The organism is Pseudomonas hunanensis, assembly GCF_013393325.1.
GTDB lineage: Bacteria > Pseudomonadota > Gammaproteobacteria > Pseudomonadales > Pseudomonadaceae > Aquipseudomonas > Aquipseudomonas putida_P.
In genome coordinates this window covers 14,004-34,699 of record NZ_QJRC01000087.1, presented here as the reverse complement: position 1 = coordinate 34,699, position 20,696 = coordinate 14,004, and the positions used below count along the sequence as shown (strand labels likewise).

The 20,696-nt window shown below is 62.3% G+C and carries 16 protein-coding genes and 3 tRNA genes; 12 read left to right on the top strand and 7 right to left on the bottom strand.

All coding sequences use genetic code 11. The features are described from left to right. Positions 1–38: 38 nt before the first annotated feature. Both DM807_RS12970 and DM807_RS12965 read left to right on the top strand, forming a co-directional pair. Entirely contained in the window at positions 39–1,754 is a 1,716-nt protein-coding gene (locus tag DM807_RS12970; RefSeq protein WP_060492654.1) for a proline--tRNA ligase, read from the top strand. Positions 1,755–1,774: 20 nt separating this feature from the next. Further along, the gene (locus tag DM807_RS12965) at positions 1,775–2,728 is read left to right on the top strand and encodes a hypothetical protein (protein WP_012273779.1); all 954 of its coding nucleotides are present in this window, start codon (positions 1,775–1,777) and stop codon (positions 2,726–2,728) included. A gap of 26 nt (positions 2,729–2,754) precedes the next feature. Here the strand turns inward: DM807_RS12965 and dinB are convergent, their stop codons facing one another. Then, the gene (gene dinB, locus DM807_RS12960) at positions 2,755–3,813 is read right to left on the bottom strand and encodes a DNA polymerase IV (RefSeq protein ID WP_176729456.1); all 1,059 of its coding nucleotides are present in this window, start codon (positions 3,811–3,813) and stop codon (positions 2,755–2,757) included. A gap of 221 nt (positions 3,814–4,034) precedes the next feature. Between dinB and DM807_RS12955 the strand changes: the two genes are divergently transcribed. From DM807_RS12955 to DM807_RS12935, 5 genes are all read left to right on the top strand, one after another. Next, a tRNA-Met gene (locus DM807_RS12955) sits at positions 4,035–4,111 on the top strand. A 134-nt stretch (positions 4,112–4,245) separates the two neighbouring features. Continuing rightward, positions 4,246–4,322, top strand: a tRNA-Met gene (locus DM807_RS12950). A 133-nt stretch (positions 4,323–4,455) separates the two neighbouring features. Beyond that, positions 4,456–4,532: transfer RNA gene (locus DM807_RS12945), tRNA-Met, on the top strand. Between the two features lie 261 nt (positions 4,533–4,793). After that, positions 4,794–7,436 (top strand): bifunctional lysylphosphatidylglycerol flippase/synthetase MprF, encoded by a 2,643-nt coding sequence (gene mprF / locus DM807_RS12940; RefSeq protein WP_012273781.1) that lies wholly within the window; start codon positions 4,794–4,796, stop codon positions 7,434–7,436. After that, a complete protein-coding gene (locus tag DM807_RS12935) occupies positions 7,436–8,728 on the top strand; it encodes a virulence factor family protein (protein WP_179027442.1) in 1,293 nt (430 codons plus the stop codon). The genes mprF and DM807_RS12935 overlap by 1 nt, the downstream gene beginning before the upstream one ends. Before the next feature lie 34 nt (positions 8,729–8,762). Here DM807_RS12935 and DM807_RS12930 read toward each other — a convergent pair whose 3' ends face one another. Then, positions 8,763–10,673 carry a potassium transporter Kup gene (locus DM807_RS12930; RefSeq protein ID WP_012273783.1) on the bottom strand — a complete coding sequence of 637 codons (1,911 nt, stop codon included), beginning with the start codon at positions 10,671–10,673 and terminating at the stop codon, positions 8,763–8,765. A 235-nt stretch (positions 10,674–10,908) separates the two neighbouring features. On the opposite strand from DM807_RS12930, the gene rimO reads away from it, so the two are divergent. Beyond that, a complete protein-coding gene (gene rimO / locus DM807_RS12925; RefSeq protein ID WP_060492650.1) occupies positions 10,909–12,240 on the top strand; it encodes a 30S ribosomal protein S12 methylthiotransferase RimO in 1,332 nt (443 codons plus the stop codon). Between the two features lie 71 nt (positions 12,241–12,311). Here the strand turns inward: rimO and DM807_RS12920 are convergent, their stop codons facing one another. The 4 genes from DM807_RS12920 to DM807_RS27885 all read right to left on the bottom strand — a co-directional run bounded on the left by DM807_RS12920 (position 12,312) and on the right by DM807_RS27885 (position 16,546). Then, a complete protein-coding gene (locus DM807_RS12920; RefSeq protein ID WP_012273785.1) occupies positions 12,312–13,061 on the bottom strand; it encodes a transporter family protein in 750 nt (249 codons plus the stop codon). A gap of 54 nt (positions 13,062–13,115) precedes the next feature. Next, positions 13,116–14,885, bottom strand: coding sequence for a DUF5666 domain-containing protein (locus DM807_RS12915; protein ID WP_082425793.1), 1,770 nt, complete (start codon positions 14,883–14,885; stop codon positions 13,116–13,118). After that, positions 14,882–15,727 carry a DUF6502 family protein gene (locus DM807_RS12910; RefSeq protein WP_012273787.1) on the bottom strand — a complete coding sequence of 282 codons (846 nt, stop codon included), beginning with the start codon at positions 15,725–15,727 and terminating at the stop codon, positions 14,882–14,884. Before DM807_RS12910 ends, DM807_RS12915 begins: the two co-directional genes overlap by 4 nt. An 84-nt stretch (positions 15,728–15,811) precedes the next feature. Continuing rightward, positions 15,812–16,546: a hypothetical protein gene (locus tag DM807_RS27885; RefSeq protein WP_081336967.1), complete on the bottom strand. Its 735-nt coding sequence runs from the start codon at positions 16,544–16,546 to the stop codon at positions 15,812–15,814. 198 nt (positions 16,547–16,744) lie between these two features. Between DM807_RS27885 and DM807_RS12900 the strand changes: the two genes are divergently transcribed. The 4 genes from DM807_RS12900 (at position 16,745) to tsaA (ending at position 19,240) form a co-directional block, all read left to right on the top strand. Next, a complete protein-coding gene (locus tag DM807_RS12900) occupies positions 16,745–17,212 on the top strand; it encodes a GNAT family N-acetyltransferase (protein WP_069942840.1) in 468 nt (155 codons plus the stop codon). A 107-nt stretch (positions 17,213–17,319) separates the two neighbouring features. Further along, positions 17,320–18,030, top strand: a complete 711-nt coding sequence (locus tag DM807_RS12895) for an rRNA pseudouridine synthase (protein WP_012273790.1) — start codon at positions 17,320–17,322, stop codon at positions 18,028–18,030. Between the two features lie 49 nt (positions 18,031–18,079). Continuing rightward, positions 18,080–18,541 (top strand): YehS family protein, encoded by a 462-nt coding sequence (locus DM807_RS12890; RefSeq protein ID WP_069942839.1) that lies wholly within the window; start codon positions 18,080–18,082, stop codon positions 18,539–18,541. Positions 18,542–18,547: 6 nt separating this feature from the next. Further along, entirely contained in the window at positions 18,548–19,240 is a 693-nt protein-coding gene (gene tsaA, locus DM807_RS12885) for a tRNA (N6-threonylcarbamoyladenosine(37)-N6)-methyltransferase TrmO (RefSeq protein WP_012273792.1), read from the top strand. A 63-nt stretch (positions 19,241–19,303) separates the two neighbouring features. Here the strand turns inward: tsaA and DM807_RS12880 are convergent, their stop codons facing one another. Beyond that, positions 19,304–20,626 carry a dicarboxylate/amino acid:cation symporter gene (locus DM807_RS12880; RefSeq protein WP_012273793.1) on the bottom strand — a complete coding sequence of 441 codons (1,323 nt, stop codon included), beginning with the start codon at positions 20,624–20,626 and terminating at the stop codon, positions 19,304–19,306. Positions 20,627–20,696: the final 70 nt, after the last annotated feature.

The following is a 20,696-nucleotide window of genomic DNA, read 5'->3' as shown; positions in this document are numbered from 1 at the left end:
GGCTATTTCAACGTCTTAGGCAATCGACACGGCTAACCATGCGCACCAGTCAATATTTGCTCGCCACCCAGAAAGAAACCCCTGCCGACGCAGTGGTCATCAGCCATCAGCTCATGCTGCGTGCCGGCATGATCCGCAAACTGGCCTCCGGCCTGTACACCTGGCTGCCGATGGGCCTGCGGGTAATGCGCAAGGTCGAGGCCGTGGTGCGTGAGGAAATGAACGCCGCCGGCGCCCTGGAAGTGCTGATGCCGAGCATCCAGCCCGCCGAACTGTGGCAGGAATCCGGTCGCTGGGAGCAGTATGGCCCTGAGCTGCTGCGCCTGAAGGATCGCCACCAGCGCGACTTCTGCGTCGGCCCTACCCACGAAGAAGTGATCACCGACCTGGCCCGTAACGAGCTGTCCAGCTATAAACAGCTGCCGCTCAACATGTACCAGATCCAGACCAAGTTCCGTGACGAGATCCGCCCACGCTTCGGTTTGATGCGTGGCCGTGAATTCATCATGAAGGACGCCTACTCGTTCCATGCCGACCAGGCTTCCCTGCAGGAAACCTACGACCGCATGCACCAGGCGTACAGCAACGTGTTCACCCGCCTGGGCCTGGACTTCCGGCCTGTACAGGCCGACACCGGCTCGATCGGCGGCAGCTACTCGCACGAGTTCCACGTGCTGGCCGAGTCTGGCGAAGACGACGTGATCTTCAGCGACAGCTCCGATTACGCCGCCAACATCGAAAAGGCCGAGGCCATCCCACGTGAAACCGTGCGCCCAGCCCCTACCGAGGAACTGCGCCTGGTCGACACTCCAGACGCCAAGACCATCGCCCAACTGGTGGAAAACCACGGCCTGGCGATCGAGAAAACCGTCAAGACCTTGATCGTACGCGGCGCCGAGGAAGGCAAGCTGGTGGCCCTGGTGGTACGTGGCGACCACGAGCTGAACGAAATCAAGGCCGCCAAACTGGAACAGGTTGCCGACCCGCTGGTCATGGCCACCGACGCCGAACTGCGCGACGCCATCGGTGCCGGCGCCGGCTCGCTCGGCCCGCTGAACCTGCCGCTGGAAGTGGTGATCGACCGTTCGGTTGCACTGATGAGCGACTTCGGCATTGGCGCCAACATCGACGACAAACACTACTTCGGCGTGAACTGGGAGCGCGACCTGCCGGTTCCACAGGTCGCCGACCTGCGTAACGTGGTTGAAGGCGACCCGAGCCCGGACGGCCAGGGTACCCTGGTGATCAAGCGCGGTATCGAAGTGGGCCACATCTTCCAGCTCGGCACCAAGTACAGCGAAGCACTGAAGTGCCAGGTACTGGGCGAGAACGGCAAACCGGTCGTTCTGTCGATGGGTTGCTACGGCATCGGTGTGTCCCGTGTAGTCGCAGCTGCCATCGAGCAGAGCTATGACGACAAGGGCATCATCTGGAACGACGCCCTGGCGCCATTCCAGATTGCCCTGGTACCCCTGCGTTATGAAACCGACGTGGTCCGCGAGGCAACCGACAAGCTTTACGCCGAACTGACCGCCGCAGGCTTCGAAGTGCTGCTGGACGACCGCGACAAGAAGACCAGCCCAGGCATCAAGTTTGCCGACATGGAGCTGATCGGCATCCCGCACCGCATCGTCGTCAGCGATCGCGGCCTGGCCGACGGCAACCTGGAGTACAAGCACCGCACCGAGCAGGACGCCCAGGCGCTGCCGCTCAATGAAGTGCTGACCTTCCTGCAGGCCCGCGTTCGCCGCTGATAACCAATGCACGAGTGATCATGTTCAAGCGAAGTACCTTTACCCTGGGGGGCGCCGCACTGTGCGGCGCCCTGCTCGTCAGCGGTTGCGCCAATCAGATGTCCCAGCGCAGCGACCATGAGGAGCGCGTCGAGCGCAAACTGCTCGAGCACACCCTGCAGATCGATGTCGGCGAGCCGAAGGTGATGGAGCTCCCGCAGCGACGTGTGCGCGTGCATGAGCAGAAGCGCTTCGAGGTCACCGAGTTCGAAGTCACCCGTCGCTATGACCGCTATACGCCTTACCAGCCCTGGCGGGAGATCTACGAGATCCCGCTGGGTGCAGTGGCCGTGGTGGCAGGTGTCGGCGCCAACGTGATCAATGTCTTCACCTTGGGCAATCTGCCGCAAAGCATCACCCACGACTGGCTCAGCTACGGCGTGGATGGGCTCAACCCGTTCATGAACGTGCCTTCCAACGGCCGTGCGCAGCAGAACCTGGCGGGGATCAGCGAAGTGCAGAAAAGCCAGCGCGAGGAATCTACCAGCGTGCCCTGGAGCGAACGCCTGGTCGAGGTCAAGGCCGGCAAGATGACCCACGAGCTGACCACCGACAGAAATGGCGTACTGCGCCTGAACCTGCTCGACAGCCCGTTTTCCGAGCAGAACCTCAACCACGTCGGCACCCTGCACCTTCAGGTACTCGACGAAGACAATGCTGTGCGAGGTGATGCCAGCCTGCTGGTCAGTGCCACCCTGCGCAACAAGCTGCTCGAGGCTCATGAGCTGATCTTCGATGACCTCGAAGATGACGATGTCGGTCAGTGGGTACATCGGGTCAAGCGCCTGTCCGAGCTGGGCCTTGAAGAGGAGGCCAGCGAAATGGAGCAGAGCCTGATCGAGCTGACCCGCAACGATCCAGAGCTACAGCAGGAGTTTCTGCAGTCGCTGACCAAGGCCACCGGCCGGTTGGTGGCTGATCCAGGCGTGCAATAACAAATGGGGCTGCGTTGCAGCCCCATTCATTTAGGCGGGAACAGCTCCAGCTGTTCATGCGCCCCGCGCAAGTCGCGCAACCTCACCCCTACCCCTAGCAAGCGCACCGGCTTGCTACCCCGGGCGAACGCCTGCCCCAGCAACTGCCGATAACTCTCCAGGTCCCGGCCCGCCCCCGCCTGTTCCATGGTGGTCTGGCTGAAGTCATGAAACTTGACCTTAACGAACGGTTTGTCCGGCCGGTAACTGTTGTCCATGCGGGCAATACGTTCGTTCAGGCTATCCAGCAGCTCTGGCAGCCGCGCCAGACAACTGGCCAGGTCTGGAAGGTCGGTGTCGTAGGTGTTTTCCACGCTGACCGACTGGCGTCGGCTGTCGTTGTGTACCGCACGCTCATCGATACCCCGCGCCAGCCCCCACAATCGCTCACCAAAACTGCCAAACTCGCGCACCAGCGCCAGCCGTGACCACTCACGCAACTCCAGACAGGTTTCGATACCCAGTCGCGTCAGCTTGTCGGCCGTCACCTTGCCCACCCCATGCAACCTGGCCACCGGCAAGGCTGCAACGAACGCCTCCACTTCAGCCGGGGTAATCACGAACAGCCCATTGGGCTTACGCCAGTCACTGGCGATCTTGGCCAGAAACTTGTTCGGCGCCACCCCCGCCGACACGGTGATATGCAGGGTGCGGGCAACACGCCGGCGAATATCCTCGGCGATGCGCGTGGCACTGCCCGAATACCACTGGCTGTCGCTCACATCCAGGTAGGCTTCGTCCAACGACAAAGGCTCGATCAGCTCTGTGTAGTCGCGAAAAATGCTGTGAATTTCCCGCGAGGCCTCACGGTAGGCTTCAAAGCGCGGCTTTACGATCAACAGATCGGGGCACAGCTTCAGCGCATGCCGCGACGACATGGCCGAGCGTACCCCATAGGCACGCGCTTCATAATTGCAGGTGGCAATTACCCCACGATGATCGGGCGAGCCCCCCACCGCCATGGGCCGCCCGGCCAGGCGCGGGTCGTCACGCATTTCGATCGCGGCGTAGAAGCAATCGCAGTCGACGTGGATGATCTTGCGCAAGGACATGGACGACCGTCAGCACTGTAAATTCATACAGATAGTATCGCATGCACCCTGCACTGAAACAGCTCACCCGCATCGCCACACGATAATCGGCCTGAAAGCCCCGCCGCGCCTGTGCCGAATACTGTTCTCAAGCGCTAAGGGTTTGAACAAAAAAGCTTTTTCCAAAACAATTGCTTGACACCAGGAAGTAAATCCGTAGAATTCGATCTCACAGGCGCGGGATGGAGCAGCCTGGTAGCTCGTCGGGCTCATAACCCGAAGGTCGTCGGTTCAAATCCGGCTCCCGCAACCAGATTCGAGAAAAGGCCACTGTTAACGCAGTGGCCTTTTTCTTTGCCCGCTGAAAAGCGTTTTCGAAAAAATCTCGAGAAATCAAAGCTTAGCGCTTGACATACCCCCCACAAGCTGTAGAATCCGCCCCACTGACGCGGGATGGAGCAGCCTGGTAGCTCGTCGGGCTCATAACCCGAAGGTCGTCGGTTCAAATCCGGCTCCCGCAACCAGATTCAAGAAAAGGCCACTGTTTACACAGTGGCCTTTTTCTTTGTCCGCGAAAAAGTGTTTGCGAAAAACTTCGTAAAATCAACGCTTGGCGCTTGACACCCAACCAGCAAGCTGTAGAATGCGCACCTCTGACGCGGGATGGAGCAGCCTGGTAGCTCGTCGGGCTCATAACCCGAAGGTCGTCGGTTCAAATCCGGCTCCCGCAACCATATTCGTCAGAACAAACCCCGCCTGTGTAACAGCAGCGCGGGGTTTGTTGCTTTATGCCTCCCTGTTATTCGTCGCCTCGTTTCCCCCTCCCTTCAAGCCAACCCGCAGGCTTGATGCGTTGTGCCCAGGATGAACTATCTTTAACCCTGCCAGGCCGCTGAAAGCGCATGAGGCCGGAGTAACATTGGATACGTTTTCCTAAGGGACTTCCACTTGGCCGCACCTTTCCTTTACCTCGCGCAACTCGCCCGGGGTTGTTCATGACTTCGCACAATCCCGAACCTCCGGTGCCGCTCGCCTCGGCGCTGCCCGGTGCCGTGCAGCGTCTGCCTTTGCTTGAGCGCCTGAGTCGCTACCGCCAGCCCATTGGCCTGGTCGTGACCCTGTTGCTGTTCACCATGGCCTTGATCGCCTGCCGCCACTTGCTCAGCGAGCTGGACATCTATGCCTTGCACGATGCCATGCTCAGCGTGCCAACCCAGTCTTTGCTGGGTGCCTTGCTGGCAACGGTTGTCGGCTTCGTGATTCTGCTGGGCTACGAGTGGTCGGCCAGCCGCTATGCCGGCGTGAAGCTGCCAGCACGCAGCCTGGTACTGGGCGGTTTCAGCGCCTTTGCCATCGGTAACGCCATCGGCCTGTCGATGTTATCCGGCGGCTCGGTTCGCTACCGCCTGTATGCACGCCAGGGGCTTGGTGCTGGCGAAGTCGCCCGCATGACCGTGTTTGCCAGCCTGTCACTGGGCTGCGCGCTGCCGCCCTTGGCCGCTTTGGCGACCTTGAGCAACCTGCCGGCGGCTTCGACTGCACTGGGGTTGGCGCCCGGGCTGCTGGCAGGTATCGCCAGCGCGGTGCTGATAGCGTCCGTCTTGCTGGTCATTGGCTTATACCGTCGACGGCTGGCCGAGCAACCGCTGGCCAACAACCTGCTCGTTCAACTGGGCCGGCGTACACTTCGCCTGCCTGATGCTCGCCTGGCCGCCCTGCAACTGCTGATCACCGCGCTGGATGTGGCGGCGGCCGCCACCGTGCTGTACCTGCTGCTGCCCGAAGCGCCCCCTTTCGGCGCATTCGTGCTGGTGTACCTGCTGGCCCTGGCTGCGGGTGTGCTCAGCCACGTACCGGGTGGCGTCGGGGTGTTCGAAGCGATTTTGTTGGCGGCCTTTGCCGACCAGCTCGGTGCCGCACCGCTGGCGGCTGCCCTGCTGCTGTACCGGCTGATCTATGTGGTCCTGCCACTGCTGCTGGCCTGTGTGCTGCTGTTGGCCAATGAAGCCCGACGCCTGCTGTTCGCGCAACAGGCCATCAAGGCCGCCTCGGGGCTGGCCGCGCCGATCCTGTCGATCCTGGTGTTCCTGTCTGGCGTGGTGCTGCTGTTTTCGGGTGCCACACCCGAGATCGACACGCGCCTGGAGCACATGGGCTTTTTGGTCCCGCACCGGCTGATCGATGCCTCGCATTTCGGCGCCAGCCTGATCGGCGTGCTGTGCCTGCTGCTGGCACAGGGCTTGCGCAGGCGCCTGTCCGCCGCCTGGCTGCTGACCACCGTGCTGTTGCTGGTCGGCGCCCTGCTGTCACTGCTGAAGGGCTTTGATTGGGAAGAGGCCAGCCTGCTGACCTTCACCGCCACCCTGCTCGCCCTGTTCCGTCGCTCGTTCTACCGCCCCAGCCGTCTGCTGGAACTCCCCTTCTCGCCGGTGTTCCTGGTGGCCAGCGCCTGTGCGGTAGGTGCATCGGTGTGGCTGCTGCTGTTCGCCTACCAGGATGTGCCCTACAGCCATCAGCTGTGGTGGCAGTTCACCCTCGATGCCGACGCCCCGCGGGGCCTGCGCGCCGCCATGGGCAGTGCATTGCTGCTGGCTGCCGTGGCGCTGACTTGGCTGCTGCGCACCGCGCCGCCAGTGATCCACCTGCCCGATGAAGAAGAGCTGCAACGCGCCAACCGTATCCTGCTGGCCTCCGATCAGCCCGACGGCGGCCTGGCACTGACCGGCGACAAGGCATTGCTGTTCCACCCGCGTGACAATGCATTCCTCATGTACGCCCGGCGCGGCCGCAGCCTGGTGGCGCTGTACGACCCGATCGGCCCGGCTCAGGAACGCGCCGAGATGATCTGGCAGTTCCGCGACCTGTGCGACCTGCACCACGCCCGGCCGGTGTTCTACCAGGTACGTGCGGAAAACCTGCCGTTCTACATGGACATCGGCCTGACCGCCCTGAAGTTGGGCGAGGAAGCCCGGGTCGACTTGCGCCGCTTCGACCTTGAAGCCAAGGGCAAGGAGATGAAAGACCTGCGCTACACCTGGAACCGCGGCGGGCGCGATGGCTTGACCCTCGAAATCCATGAACCCGGCCACGCCCCGCTGGCTGAGTTGAAGGAAATTTCCGATGCCTGGCTCGGCGGCAAGAACGTGCGCGAGAAAGGCTTCTCGCTGGGGCGCTTCAGCCCGGACTACCTGCAGCATTTCCGCATAGCACTGATCCGCTTCCAGGGGCGCCCGGTGGCTTTCGCCAACCTGCTGGAAACCCATGGCAACGAACTGGCCAGCCTCGACCTGATGCGTGCGCACCCCGAGGCGCCAAAGCTGACCATGGAATTCATGATGATTGGCTTGATCCTGCATTACAAAAGCCATGACTACGGGCGTTTCAGCCTGGGCATGGTACCGCTGTCCGGCCTGCAACCACGGCGTGGCGCGCCTTTGACCCAGCGTTTGGGCTCAATGGTGTTCCGCCGTGGCGAGCAGCTTTACAACTTCCAGGGGCTTCGCCGCTTCAAGGACAAATTCCAACCGGATTGGGAACCCCGCTACATGGCCGTGCCGGCCGGGCTCGACCCGCTGGTGGCACTGGCCGACACCGCCGCCCTGATCGCAGGCGGCCTGACTGGATTGGTGAAACGTTGATGACCCGACGCTTTTGGCTGTACCTGCTGGTTCCCTTGCTGCTGGCCGCCCTGGGTGGTGCGCTGGCGTTCTGGCTGTGGACGCGCCCGGCCCCCGAGGCGCGCCTTGAGCAATTGAGCATCAATGACACCAGCATCACCCGGGCTACCCCAGGCGTGCACCCCAAGGCCCGGGTGGCCATCGGCGTGCCACAGGATCAGGCACTGACAGACAAGCAACTGCTGGACCTGAGCCAAGCCGGCGAAGCCCAGCTGGTGCAGGTGATCTTGCCGCCTAACGACTGCAGCAAGCAGCAACAGGTCATGGATCAGGCCCTTGCCGCGCTACCAGAAAAACCGACGCTGGTAGCCGGTATCGGCCCTGGCGCCGCCCAGGCCTGGCGCTGGCTGGCCAGCCAGAACGATGACAAGGCCCGGGCAATTTCCGTGGACTTCACCGTCGAACAACCCGGCTGCCAGGCACCGCTGCCTAAATCGGCTGCCCATGGCCACTGGAGTGTCGCCTGGAACGACAACCCGGATGACGCCAGCGCCGCCTTCGTGCGCGACCAGGCCAATGCCGAAACCAGCATCAGCGACTACGACATCCACCTGCCACAAGTGCTCAAGGCGCAACTGACCCAAGCCCTGGTCGGCCACGACGGCAATGCCCTGGCCATCCCGGTGGTCGAGGTACCGGCTGGGCAGACCACCGACACGGTCACCCTGTTCCTCTCCGGTGATGGCGGCTGGCGCGACCTCGACCGCGACGTGGCCGGGGAAATGGCCAAGCTGGGCTACCCGGTGGTGGGCATCGACACGCTGCGCTACTACTGGCAGCACAAGACTCCGGAGCAAAGCGCCGCCGACCTGTCCGAACTGATGCAGCACTACCGGCAGAAATGGGGTACCAAGCGCTTCGTGCTGACGGGTTATTCGTTCGGTGCTGACGTGTTGCCAGCCATCTACAACCGCCTGCCACCAGAAGACCAACAGCGCATCGATGCCGTGATGTTGCTGGCGTTTGCCCGCAGTGGCAGCTTCGAGATCGAGGTCGAGGGCTGGCTGGGCAAGGAAGGCCAGGAAGCGCCAACCGGGCCGGAAATGGCCAAGTTGCCAGCATCCAAGGTGGTGTGTGCGTATGGCGTCGAGGAAACCGACGAGAGTGGCTGCACGGAGAAGACCGCAGTAGGTGAACGCCTGAAACTGCCAGGGGGGCACCACTTCGACGAAAATTACCCGGCGCTGGCCAAACGCCTGATTGGCGAGATCGAGACCCGCCAGGGCAAATCGAGCGTGGCTGAGCAGAACTGACAATGATTGGGGCCGCTTTGCGGCCCCTTGGCATTCAGATCTCGACCTGAGTTCCCAGCTCGATCACTCGGTTGAGTGGCAGGTTGAAGAAGCGCAGGTTGCCATTGGCATTCTTCAACAGGAACGCAAACAGGTTGCCTCGCCAGCGCGACATCCCTTCCAGCCGCGACGCGATCACCGTCTCGCGGCTGAGGAAGTAGGTGGTGCGCATCGGCGTGAAGTCCAGGTCATCCAGATGACACAGCTTCAACGCCGCCGGCACGTCCGGCTCATCCATGAAACCGAAGTGCAGCAACACACGGAAGAATCCGTCGCCGTAGGCCTCTACCTCGAAACGCTCATGCTCTGGTACCCGTGGCTGGTCTTCGCTGACCACGGTCAACAGCACCACCTGGCTGTGCAGCACCTGGTTGTGCAGCATGTTGTGCAACAGTGCATGCGGCACGGCATCGGAACGTGCGGTCAGGAATACCGCCGTACCTTCAACCCGGTGCGGCGGCTGAATGCGGATACTGCTGATGAACAGCGGTAACGGCAGTGCGCCTTCGTCGATGCGCTCCACCAGAATCTGCTTGCCGCGCTTCCAGGTGCTCATCAGCAGGAACAGTACACCGCCAGCCAACACCGGGAAGGCACCGCCCTGGACGATTTTCGGCACGTTGGCGGCGAAGAACAGCCCGTCGACGAACAGGAAGCCCATCAGAAGCGGCACGGCGAGCACCGGCGGCCACTTCCACAGCAGCAGCATCACCGCCGACACCAGGATGGTGGTCATCAGCATGGTACCGGTCACCGCCACCCCGTAGGCCGCAGCCAGAGCGCCTGACGACTCGAAGCCGATCACCAGCAACACAACACCCACCATCAGCGTCCAGTTCACCGCGCCGATGTAGATCTGCCCCTGTTCGTCGCTGGAGGTGTGCTGGATCTGCATGCGCGGGATGTAACCCAGCTGAATGGCCTGGCGAGTCAGGGAAAACGCCCCGGAAATGACCGCCTGCGAGGCAATCACCGTGGCCATCGTGGCCAACCCGACCAACGGCAACAGCGCCCAGCTCGGTGCCAGCAGGTAGAAGGGGTTACGTGCTGCCTCCGGGTTTTGCAGCAGCAGTGCACCCTGGCCGAAATAGTTGAGCACCAGCGCGGGTAGCACCAGGATGAACCAGGCCCGGGCGATCGGCTTGCGGCCAAAATGCCCCATGTCGGCGTACAGCGCCTCGGCACCGGTCAGCGCCAGCACCACCGCGCCGAGAATGGCCACGCCCATGCCGGGGTGCACCACGAAGAAGTTCACCGCCCAGCCTGGGTTGAAGGCCTTGAGCACTTCCGGGCTCTGCGAGATGCCATGCACACCGAGCGCGCCCAGCACCACGAACCAGGTGACCATGATCGGGCCGAACAGTTTGCCGATCGTCTCGGTACCGTGCTTCTGCACCAGGAACAGTGCCACCAGTACCACCAGCGAAATCGGCACTACCCAATGGTCGATACCGTCAAACGCCAGGCCCATGCCCTCCACTGCCGACAGCACCGATACTGCCGGGGTGATCATGCTGTCGCCATAAAACAACGAAGCGCCGATCAACCCGCAAATCACCATCAGCGTGCGCAGCCGCGGATAGGCCGCCGTGGCCCGTCGCGCCAGCGCGGTCAGGGCCATGGTGCCGCCCTCGCCCTGGTTGTCGGCGCGCAGGATGAACATCACGTACTTGAACGAAACCACCCACAGCAGCGACCACAGGATCAGCGACAGGATCCCCAGCACACCATCATGGTTGACCGGCACCCCATAACCGCCGGTAAAAACTTCCTTGAGGGTATACAACGGGCTGGTGCCGATATCGCCATAAACCACCCCGACCGCCGCCACGAGCAGGCCCAGCGACCGCGCTGCCCCCTGCTTGCCCTCGTGCCCGCCCTCAGCGTGACTGCTTGCCTGAACCATCGACCACTCCCGCACACGGCCATCACGGCCCTTGGTAATCACTCTGCTACCAGGCCCATGAAGGTACGCTGGCGCAACGGCGCGAAGCATAGCGCAGCGTTCGTCGTATTTCTGCTGGTCAAGCGCTCTTGCGCTCGCTAGAATTGCGCACTTTTTGATCAGAGGCGCCCAAAGCGCCCGTCAAGATCGCCCGCGATTCCGGCCGGGCGACCTGCATTCAATACCGAGGTTAGTCATGTCCACCACGCCCGCCACCCCCAAGGTAGGTTTCGTAAGCCTGGGTTGCCCAAAAGCCCTGGTCGATTCCGAGCGCATCCTGACCCAGCTGCGCATGGAAGGCTATGAAGTCGTGCCCACCTACGAGGACGCCGACGTTGTGGTGGTCAACACCTGCGGCTTCATCGACAGCGCCAAGGCCGAGTCGCTGGAAGTGATCGGCGAAGCGATCAAGGAAAACGGCAAGGTCATCGTTACCGGCTGCATGGGCGTAGAAGAAGGCAGCATCCGCGACGTGCACCCGAGCGTGCTGTCGGTCACCGGCCCGCAGCAGTACGAGCAGGTAGTCAACGCCGTGCACGAAGTGGTGCCGCCGCGTCAGGACCACAACCCACTGATCGACCTGGTGCCGCCACAGGGTGTCAAGCTGACCCCGCGCCACTATGCGTACCTGAAAATTTCCGAAGGCTGCAACCACAGCTGCAGTTTCTGCATCATCCCGTCGATGCGCGGCAAGCTGGTCAGCCGCCCGGTGGGCGAAGTGCTGAGCGAGGCCGAGCGCCTGGTGAAGGCTGGCGTGAAGGAGATCCTGGTCATTTCCCAGGACACCAGCGCCTACGGCGTCGACGTCAAGTACAAGACCGACTTCTGGAATGGCCGCCCGGTCAAGACCCGCATGCTTGAGCTGTGCGAAGCGCTGAGCAGCCTGGGCGCCTGGGTCCGTCTGCACTACGTGTACCCATACCCGAACGTGGACGACGTGATCCCGCTGATGGCCGCCGGCAAGATCCTGCCGTACCTGGACATCCCGTTCCAGCACGCCAGCCCGAAAGTGCTCAAGTCGATGAAGCGCCCGGCCTTCGAAGACCGCACCCTGGCGCGCATCAAGAACTGGCGCGAACAGTGCCCTGAGTTGGTGATCCGCTCTACCTTCATCGTCGGCTTCCCGGGCGAGACCGAGGAAGACTTCCAGTACCTGCTGGACTGGCTGACCGAGGCCCAGCTCGACCGCGTTGGCTGCTTCCAGTACTCGCCGGTGGAAGGCGCCCCGGCCAACGACCTGGGCCTGGAAGAAGTGCCGGACGACATCAAACAAGAGCGCTGGGACCGCTTCATGGCCCACCAACAAGCCATCAGCACCGCCCGCCTGCAACTGCGCATCGGTAAGGAAATCGAGGTGCTGATCGACGAAGTCGAGGAGCAGGGTTCGGTTGGCCGCAGCTTCTTCGATGCCCCGGAAATCGACGGCAGCGTGTTCATCGACGGTGACCATGGTTTCAAGCCAGGCGACAAAGTGCGTTGCCGTGTCGTGGATGCCGACGAATACGACATGTGGGCAGAGCCTATCTAAAACGGCTGAAACATGAAAAGCCCCTGCCCCGGCACTCCCCACCAGGAACTACCGGCGCAGGGGCTTTTTTGTCAGAACGTGTGAAATAGCATCAGGCCGCCCTCGGCATCCGGGCTGGCATCCGAGAAGCCTTTGACCGCGTAGAGTTGTACTTTCCACTGCTGGTTGAGCTTGTGGGTGAGGAACAGCGTCAGTTCCTGGATCTGCGATCCGGTCGAGACCACTTTTTGCCGCCAATCATAGGAAGCACCTGCCGAAGTGCCCGCAGCCACGGGTAGCGCAAAGCCGAGGCTGGCAAATACCGGGTCGTCGAAGTTGCTGTCGGGTGGGTCACCGAACTTCTTCCAGCCCAGCGTGGCGAACCCGGTGACCAGGCCAAAGCCCTTGGTGATGTCGACCTGGGCGGTGTAGTCGTACTCACCGGTGCCCAGGCACTGGTCTTCATCGGCGGTGGGGAATTTGACCTTGCCGATCAGGTCCAGCATCAGGCCACCGTCACTGCCATCGAGCAGCGCATAGCCGGCGCTGGCAACCGTGTCGCCCAGCCCGCTTTCCACGTCCCGGCAACCGCCAGGCAAGGGGTCACCACTGGGGCCGACTTCGGGGTTGGTGATGCGCAACCAGGGCACAGTTACCTTGTAGGTCATAGGGCCGGTCTCGTACTTGCCGACCACCGGCATGTACCATATTTCCGACGTGGTGCCGGTGCCATAGTCGCCACTTGAATAGTCCATGCCGATGGCGGCGCTGAAGGTATCGGCCAAGGCCGAGGCACTGGTGCATGACAGCAAGCAAGCGAAAAGAGGGAGCGCTGGTCTCATCTGCACCTCAGTACCCTTTTGGGAAGTGTGGTCGGACTTACCCAGCCTAGTTGGCTAACGCCCGGATCGCTCTGGATGCTCGACTTTTTCGGCAGTCTCGACCTTTTCCGGCTTTTCGACTTTCTCGATTTTTTCTACTTTCTCCGGCAGCTCAACTTTCTCTACCTTTTCGACTCTTTCTACTTTCTCAACCTTCTCAACTTTTTCAGGCTTTTCGACTTTCTCTACCTTTTCTACTTTCTCTACCTTTTCTACTTTCTCTACTTTCTCTACTTTCTCTACTTTCTCTACTTTCTCTACTTTCTCTACCTTCTCTACCTTCTCTACCTTCTCTACCTTCTCTACCTTCTCTACCTTCTCTACCTTCTCTACCTTCTCTACCTTCTCAGGCTTTTCGACCTTTTCGCCCTTATCGACCTTCTCGACCTTTTCGACTTCGACCTTTTCCACCCGATCAGAACTTCCGCTGTTACTCCGCTCGGCCTGCTCCACAGCGTCGAGGTGTTCCGACTTTCCAGATTTTTCCACGCCACCCCCGCTGCCATGGCCACTGGAGTCGTCAACGGCACTGCGCCCACGGTGATCATCACTGGCTTCATTGCGCACGCTGGTCGCATCGCTTGCGCCATGATCACTGTTGCTGGAGCCGCCGGAGCTGCTCCTTTCCTGCTCGCCATCGTGCCCCGAATGGCTTCTGTCCGGATTGTCGATACGGTCTCCCTGGAACTCCACACGGGTTGCCCGCAACTCGTGAGTACCACTGAGTACCCCGCTTACCCGCACACGTTGATCAAGCGCCAACGTCGCAGGCTGCCTGCCAACAATTACAGTGCCTTGCCCCAACGTCACATTGATGCCTGCAACCACCAGTTGCCGTGCCTGAGTGCGCTGCACCAACCCTTCGACCACTGCCTGCTGGACTCGGCCAGCAAAAGGCAGGCTCGGGTCGGGGCGGGTTTGCGCCACTTCCAGCTGGCGCCCGGTCCACTGGCCGCGCACCAGCACTTCCCGTGCAGGGGCCACACGGGTACCCAGCTTCAACCCCTGAAGGTTGCCAGCACGATCTACCGCACCGATGGCGCTGGCCTCCCTCAACCCCGGCGCCCGTTCGATACGTGTCGCCACCACTTCGCCCCGGGCATCACGCAGGCCGCTGACCCTCACGGGCTCGCCCGGGCGCAGCCCTTCAGCCACCCGCGCGCCAGCGGCAAGCCGCACAGGTTGGCCCATGACTCGCAGGGGGGCCGAGGCATTGGGCAGCGCCGTTAGCGGCCCTTCGAAGACGTTGAGGATCGAAATGCGCCCTGCTTGCAGACCACGCTGGGTGGCGAACGCCTCCACCGCCACCACTTGCCCGATCGCCAAGTGACCACTGCTGGCAGGCGCCCCGTTTTCACTCACGGGTACGTCCTTGCCATAGTGCACCTCCATGCCATTGACGCAGATCGAGGCGAACCCGGTGATAGTGCCGACAATACCTGTGCCGCCCGTACCGCCCGGGCGCTGGATCGGCGCACCGGTACCGCCTACCCCACCGTGGCTGTGATCGAAGTAGGTACCGTCCACACCTTCCGCCACCGCCCCAGTACCACCCGTGCCACCGGGGCGTTGCTGAAGTGGCGCGCCGGTACCACCGACACCACCCGCCCTGGCCCCGGTACCGCCCACGCCGCCGGGAAATTGCATACCTGCAGCACCGGCCATACCCACCTCGTCCCGGCTGACACACACCGGCGCCGCAACTACCTCGGCAGGCGCTATCAGGTTCAACCCGAAAACCAGGGCGAACGTGACAGCACTGAGGCAGCGCGCAAGAAGAGTCATGGGCCGGGTGTCTTCGACGAATCGGGATCGGTAGCTTCAGTGTAGAAATAAAGCCCGACAGTGATGCGCTGGCGTTGCTCGGCACTGGGCTCATCGACGCTTTCCAGCTCGGCTGCAAGGTGGCTGAAGGCAAGCAGCGTCTGCATGCCATCCTTGGCGACCACCTCACGCACATGCTCGACACTTGCCAGGCTCAGGGCGTCGTAGTGCACGCTACGTTCAAAAAATGGTTGGCCGTCGTCGCTGAGGTTGTGTACTGCTGCGCAGGCATGGTCATGCAGGTTGTGACCGAAGTAGGCGGCTTTTTCATCAAAGCCCTTTTGCGGCACGAATGCCTGAGCTTGCAGGTGAACGCAATCCTGCTCGTCGAGCCGCACCACACCCAGGCGCAACCATTCATCCAGCACCACCCGGCCGCGGATATCGGTGCTGACCTTGGCCACCAGGGCATCAAATGAGCAATCCCCCCCCACGCTGGCCAGCCTCGGCAGCGCCAGTGCCTGACCAGGTACGGAACAGAATGGCGCAGTGGTAGTCCAGACGCTGACCAACTGTGCGCCTAGCGTGATATTCGCGGGCAGGGCCGCAAGCACCGTATCGCCCTCGCTGCGCAGCCGTCGAACATCTTTACGATGTACGCCTGTAAGCAGGCTGATGCGGCTGTCACTTGGTGCGGTGTCGTTCAGACGAAACTCGCGATGCGCAACCTCGACGAACACTTCCTTGAGCAGGTCGGCGAACATCGTGTAGGTCACCCCCTTGCGTAGCATCAAACGCACCAAAGGGCGCATGACACGCCGCAGCGCGCTTAACATCGAGGGGGGTAAGGCGGGCGATTGCATTGAGCGCATTCCTTGACATATGAATCCTGCTCATACAAAACCCGTCCGCTGGGTTTTGTACGGGCCGCTTCGAATCAGCGCCAATCAGCTTCTGCTGTTGTCATCACCCGGTTCGCCACCCACATGGTTGCCGTGATCATCGCCAGGTTCACCACCAACATGATTGCCGTGATCATCGCCAGGCTCGCCGCCGACATGATTGCCATGATCATCCCCGGGCTCACCGCCAACATGGTTGCCATGATCGTCACCGGGCTCACCGCCAACGTGGTTGCCGTGATCATCACCGGGCTCACCACCCACGTGATTGCCATGATCGTCACCTGCTTCAGCATGACTGCTGCTGCGCCCAGAGTTCGAGTTGCCGTCGTGGCCCTGGCCATCATGGCCGCTGCCACTGTTGCCGTTGCCGGCATGGCCGCCGCCGTCGCCTCCACTGCCGTGGCCGCCGCCACTGCCACTTCCACCGCCACCACCGTGGCCACCGCCGCCGCTTCCGCCGCCACCTCCATGGCCACCGCCACCGCCGCTTCCGCCGCCACCTCCATGGCCACCGCCACCGCCGCTTCCGCCGCCACCTCCATGGCCACCGCCACCGCCGCTTCCGCCGCCACCTCCATGGCCACCGCCACCGCCGCTTCCGCCGCCACCTCCATGGCCACCGCCACCGCCGTGGCCACCACCGCCACCACCGCCGTCTTTGGCGTAGGCACTGGAGCCATGAGTAATCGAATCAGGGATCAAGACAATGGATGTCGACAGCACGCCCGCTACGGCAGCCGCGAGTAAAGCCTTCTTGAACAGCAGGTGGATTTGCATAGTCCGTCTCCAGGTCTTCGCCACGAGAACGCCAAATCAGTCAGGAATTCTGCTTTCGGTTTTTTCTTTTCTTTGCGTGGGATTTTTTCCCACGTTTAATTAATAGACCTCCATACCCCGAGCTTCAAGCGCTGCGCGAACCAGCCGACCGGTGGTTGGCCTGCTATGTTTTCCCTACCGTCACGGAGGAATACCGGCATGCCTGCGCTACTGACGCTGCAAACCCCGCGCTTGTGCGACTACAGCGAATTGGTACAGGTATGGGAGGATTCGGTACGCGCCACCCACGACTTCCTGCCAGAGGGCTACATCCTGCTGCTGCGCGAACACGTGCTGCGCCGCTACCTCGACGCAGTGATGCTGATTTGCTGCAAGGACCGCCAACGGATCTGCGGTTTCGCCGGGGTCGCCAACGGGCGGGTGGACATGCTGTTCGTCGCACCTACCCACCGTGGCCAAGGTGTTGGCAAGCGCCTGCTGCGCTATGCCATCAACGAACTGAATGCCGAGTGCCTGGACGTCAACGAACAAAACCCGCAAGCGCTGGGCTTCTACCTGCATGAAGGATTTGAAGTCATCGGCCGTTCGCAAACCGATGGCTTGGGCCAGCCCTACCCTCTGCTGCACATGAGGTTGGTGCGAAGCGCACCTTGTGGCGGCGCCTGAATGTGCCGCGCCAAGTATCCAAAATGGCGCATCTGACACAGATTCCCATCATCAATCGCGCACGGGCAGGTACAATGGAGGTCTTTCCCTGCCTTGCGAATTGCCCCATGTCCGAACCCGTCCGCCTGTCCAAACGCCTCATCGAGCAGCTCGGCTGCTCCCGCCGCGAGGCCGAGCAGTACATTGAAGGAGGCTGGGTTACTGTCGATGGCGTGGTGGTCGAGCAGCCGCAGTTCAAAGTCGAACAGCAGCGCGTCGAGCTGCTGCCGGGCGCCCGTGCCGAAACCCTGGAGCCAGTGACCCTGCTGCTGAATCAGCCGGCCGGCGTGGACAGCGAAACCGCTCGTGCCAGCATGAACATGGCTAGCCTCAGCGAAGCCCACCGCGAAGGCGTGCGCGCCCTGCACGGGCATTTTGCCCGGCAGGACTGCGTGGCACCGCTGGAGCGTGGGGCCAGCGGCCTGCAGGTGTTCACCCAGGACTGGCGGGTAACCCGCAAAGTCGAGGCGGACCTGCGTCGCCTGGAGCAGGAATTCATCGTTGAAGTGCGCGGCGAGACCACGCCTCAGGCGCTGGAGCGCCTGGCGCGCGGGGCCACGCGCAATGACCGCGAGCTGCCCAAGGCCAAGGCCAGTTGGCAGAACGAGACCCACCTGCGCATGGTGTTGAAAAACCCACAACCAGGGCAGATTTCCGAGCTTTGCGCCTACCTGCGCCTGGAGCTCATAAGCATGCGCCGCATTCGCCTGGGTGGCGTGTCCATGGGCAAGCTGCCTTTGGGCCAATGGCGCTACCTGGCCACTACCGAACGTTTCTAAGCAATGCGCCGCGCTGGAACGCGCGGCACCTGAACAGGATTCTGCAGCAATGAACCACAACGACGTCCTGCGCAGCCTGCGCTACATGCTCAAGGTGAACGACGCCAAGATGGCCGAGATCATCGACCTCTCTGGCCTCGAAGTGAACCCGCTGGTGCTGGCCACCTACCTGAAAAAAGAAGAAGAGGAAGGCTTCGTGCGCTGCCCTGAACGGGTGATGGCGCACTTTCTCGACGGCCTGGTAATACACCGCCGTGGCAAGGACGACAGCCGCCCGCAGCAGCCGGTCGAGCTGCCGGTGACCAATAACCAGATCCTCAAAAAACTGCGGGTGGCCTTCGAGCTCAAGGAAGACGACCTGCACGCGATCCTCAAGTCGGTCAACTTCCCGGTCAGCAAGCCTGAGCTCAGCGCACTGTTCCGCAAGGCTGGCCACGATAACTACCGCCCTTGCGGCGACCAGTTGCTGCGCAACTTCCTGAAGGGCCTGACCCTGCGCGTGCGCGGCTGAGTGGCCATGCAGCATACGGTTGCCCCGGTCGGCATCGTCCGCTCCTGTTTCAAGGAGAAGTTCGCCATCCCGCGCCAACCCCAGCTGGCGCCTGCCGCGCGTGGTGTACTCGAACTGCTGCCACCGTTCGACCAGGGTGATGCGGTCGAGGGCCTGGAGCAGGTCAGCCATGTCTGGTTGCTGTTTCTGTTCCACCAGGCCCTGGAGGACAAGCCGCGCCTGAAGGTGCGGCCACCGCGCCTGGGCGGCAACAAAAGCATGGGGGTGTTCGCTACCCGCGCCACCCACCGGCCCAATGGTATCGGCCAGTCGGTGGTGCGCCTGGAGGGCGTGGAGCCCGGGCGCCTGCTGCTGTCAGGCATCGACTTGCTCGACGGCACGCCGGTGCTGGACATCAAACCCTATGTGCCCTACGCCGACAGCATCGCTGGCGCCAGCAACCAGATGGCCAATGCAGCGCCTGTGGCAATTGCCGTGCAGTGGGCCGACAACGCCCTGCCCCAGGCCCGCGAGCATGCCTTGCGCCTGGGCGAGCCGCTGGTGGAGCTGATCGAGCAATGCCTGGCGCAGGACCCACGGCCGGCTTATCAGGTACCGCCGGCCGAGCGGGTTTACGGGGTGAGGTTCTGGGACGTGCAGGTGAGGTGGCATTACCCGCAGCCGGACTCGATCCGGGTGCTGGAGGTTGTGCTGGCCTGACGCGAAGACCGCGCATGAAAAAGGCGACCCTGGGGTCGCCTTTTTCGTTTTACCGCAGCGCGATCAGCGAGCCGGGCCTTCGGCCACACCCAGGTCGTCGGTCGGACGCGCATCGACCAGCGGCGCACCACCGGAAGCCAGTTCCGAAGCCAGCTTGTCGTTGTCCATTTCCTTGACCCACTTGGCCACTACCACGGTAGCAACGGCGTTGCCCACCAGGTTGGTCAGGGCGCGGGCTTCGGACATGAAGCGGTCGATGCCGAGGATCAGCGCCAGGCCGGCAACCGGCAGGTGGCCAACGGCCGACAGGGTTGCGGCCAGGACGATGAAGCCCGAACCGGTAACGCCGGCAGCACCTTTGGAAGCTACCAACAGCACCAGCAGCAGGGTGATCTGGTGAGTGATGTCCATGGTGGTGTCGGTCGCCTGAGCGATGAACACCGCAGCCATGGTCAGGTAGATCGAGGTACCGTCCAGGTTGAACGAGTAACCGGTCGGGATGACCAGGCCCACCACCGACTTCTTCGCGCCCAGGCGCTCCATCTTGGCCAGCATGCGTGGCAGGGCCGACTCCGAGGACGAAGTACCCAGTACGATCAGCAGTTCTTCACGGATGTAGCGGATCAGCTTGAGTACGCTGAAACCGTGGGCACGGCAGATACCGCCCAGCACCACCAGCACGAACAGCAGGCAGGTGATGTAGAAGCAGGCCATCAGGTAGCCCAGCTGCACCAGCGAGCCAACGCCGTACTGGCCGATGGTGAAGGCCATGGCACCGAAGGCGCCGATCGGGGCAAGCTTCATGATCATGTTGATGATGTTGAACATGACATGGGCGAAGCGGTCGATCATGTCCAGCAACGGCTTGCCGTAGCTGCCCAGGCGGTGCAGGGCGAAGCCGAACAGCACCGAGAACATCAGCACTTGCAGGATGTCGCCGTTGGCGAAGGCGCCGACCACGGTGTTGGGGATGACGTTGAGCAGGAAGCCGACGGTGGTCTGCTGCGCGCCGGCGGCGGCATAGGCAGCCACGCTGCTGGCATTCAGGGTGCTGACGTCGATGTGCATGCCAGCGCCGGGCTTGACCACGTTGACGACGACGAGGCCGATGATCAGGGCGATGGTGGAGACGATTTCGAAATACAGCAGCGCGTAGCCGCCAGTCTTGCCGACCGACTTCATACTCTGCATGCCGGCGATGCCGCTGACCACGGTACAGAAGATGATCGGGGCGATGACCATCTTGATCAACTTGACGAAGCCGTCACCCAGGGGTTTGAGGGCGACGCCCGTTTCCGGGTAGTAGTGGCCGAGCAGGATGCCGATGGTGATGGCAATGATCACCTGGACATACAGGGATTTGTACAGCGGCTGACGTGTCGTCATGGCTCATTTTCCTCAAGTGTGCCGGTTCACCCTTCCCAGGGTGGTGGGGCACCTGAATCGCTAACCCTCC

Coding starts and splice junctions, on each gene's coding strand:
- DM807_RS12965 (WP_012273779.1), top strand. CDS start 1,775: ATGTTCAAGCGAAGTACCTTTACCCTGGGGGGCGCCGCACTGTGCGGC.
- DM807_RS12930 (WP_012273783.1), bottom strand. CDS start 10,673: ATGGTTCAGGCAAGCAGTCACGCTGAGGGCGGGCACGAGGGCAAGCAG.
- DM807_RS12895 (WP_012273790.1), top strand. CDS start 17,320: ATGTCCGAACCCGTCCGCCTGTCCAAACGCCTCATCGAGCAGCTCGGC.
- DM807_RS12900 (WP_069942840.1), top strand. CDS start 16,745: ATGCCTGCGCTACTGACGCTGCAAACCCCGCGCTTGTGCGACTACAGC.
- DM807_RS12970 (WP_060492654.1), top strand. CDS start 39: ATGCGCACCAGTCAATATTTGCTCGCCACCCAGAAAGAAACCCCTGCC.
- tsaA (WP_012273792.1), top strand. CDS start 18,548: ATGCAGCATACGGTTGCCCCGGTCGGCATCGTCCGCTCCTGTTTCAAG.
- DM807_RS27885 (WP_081336967.1), bottom strand. CDS start 16,546: ATGCAAATCCACCTGCTGTTCAAGAAGGCTTTACTCGCGGCTGCCGTA.
- rimO (WP_060492650.1), top strand. CDS start 10,909: ATGTCCACCACGCCCGCCACCCCCAAGGTAGGTTTCGTAAGCCTGGGT.
- DM807_RS12880 (WP_012273793.1), bottom strand. CDS start 20,626: ATGACGACACGTCAGCCGCTGTACAAATCCCTGTATGTCCAGGTGATC.
- mprF (WP_012273781.1), top strand. CDS start 4,794: ATGACTTCGCACAATCCCGAACCTCCGGTGCCGCTCGCCTCGGCGCTG.
- DM807_RS12910 (WP_012273787.1), bottom strand. CDS start 15,727: ATGCAATCGCCCGCCTTACCCCCCTCGATGTTAAGCGCGCTGCGGCGT.
- DM807_RS12915 (WP_082425793.1), bottom strand. CDS start 14,885: ATGACTCTTCTTGCGCGCTGCCTCAGTGCTGTCACGTTCGCCCTGGTT.
- DM807_RS12920 (WP_012273785.1), bottom strand. CDS start 13,061: ATGAGACCAGCGCTCCCTCTTTTCGCTTGCTTGCTGTCATGCACCAGT.
- DM807_RS12890 (WP_069942839.1), top strand. CDS start 18,080: ATGAACCACAACGACGTCCTGCGCAGCCTGCGCTACATGCTCAAGGTG.
- DM807_RS12935 (WP_179027442.1), top strand. CDS start 7,436: ATGACCCGACGCTTTTGGCTGTACCTGCTGGTTCCCTTGCTGCTGGCC.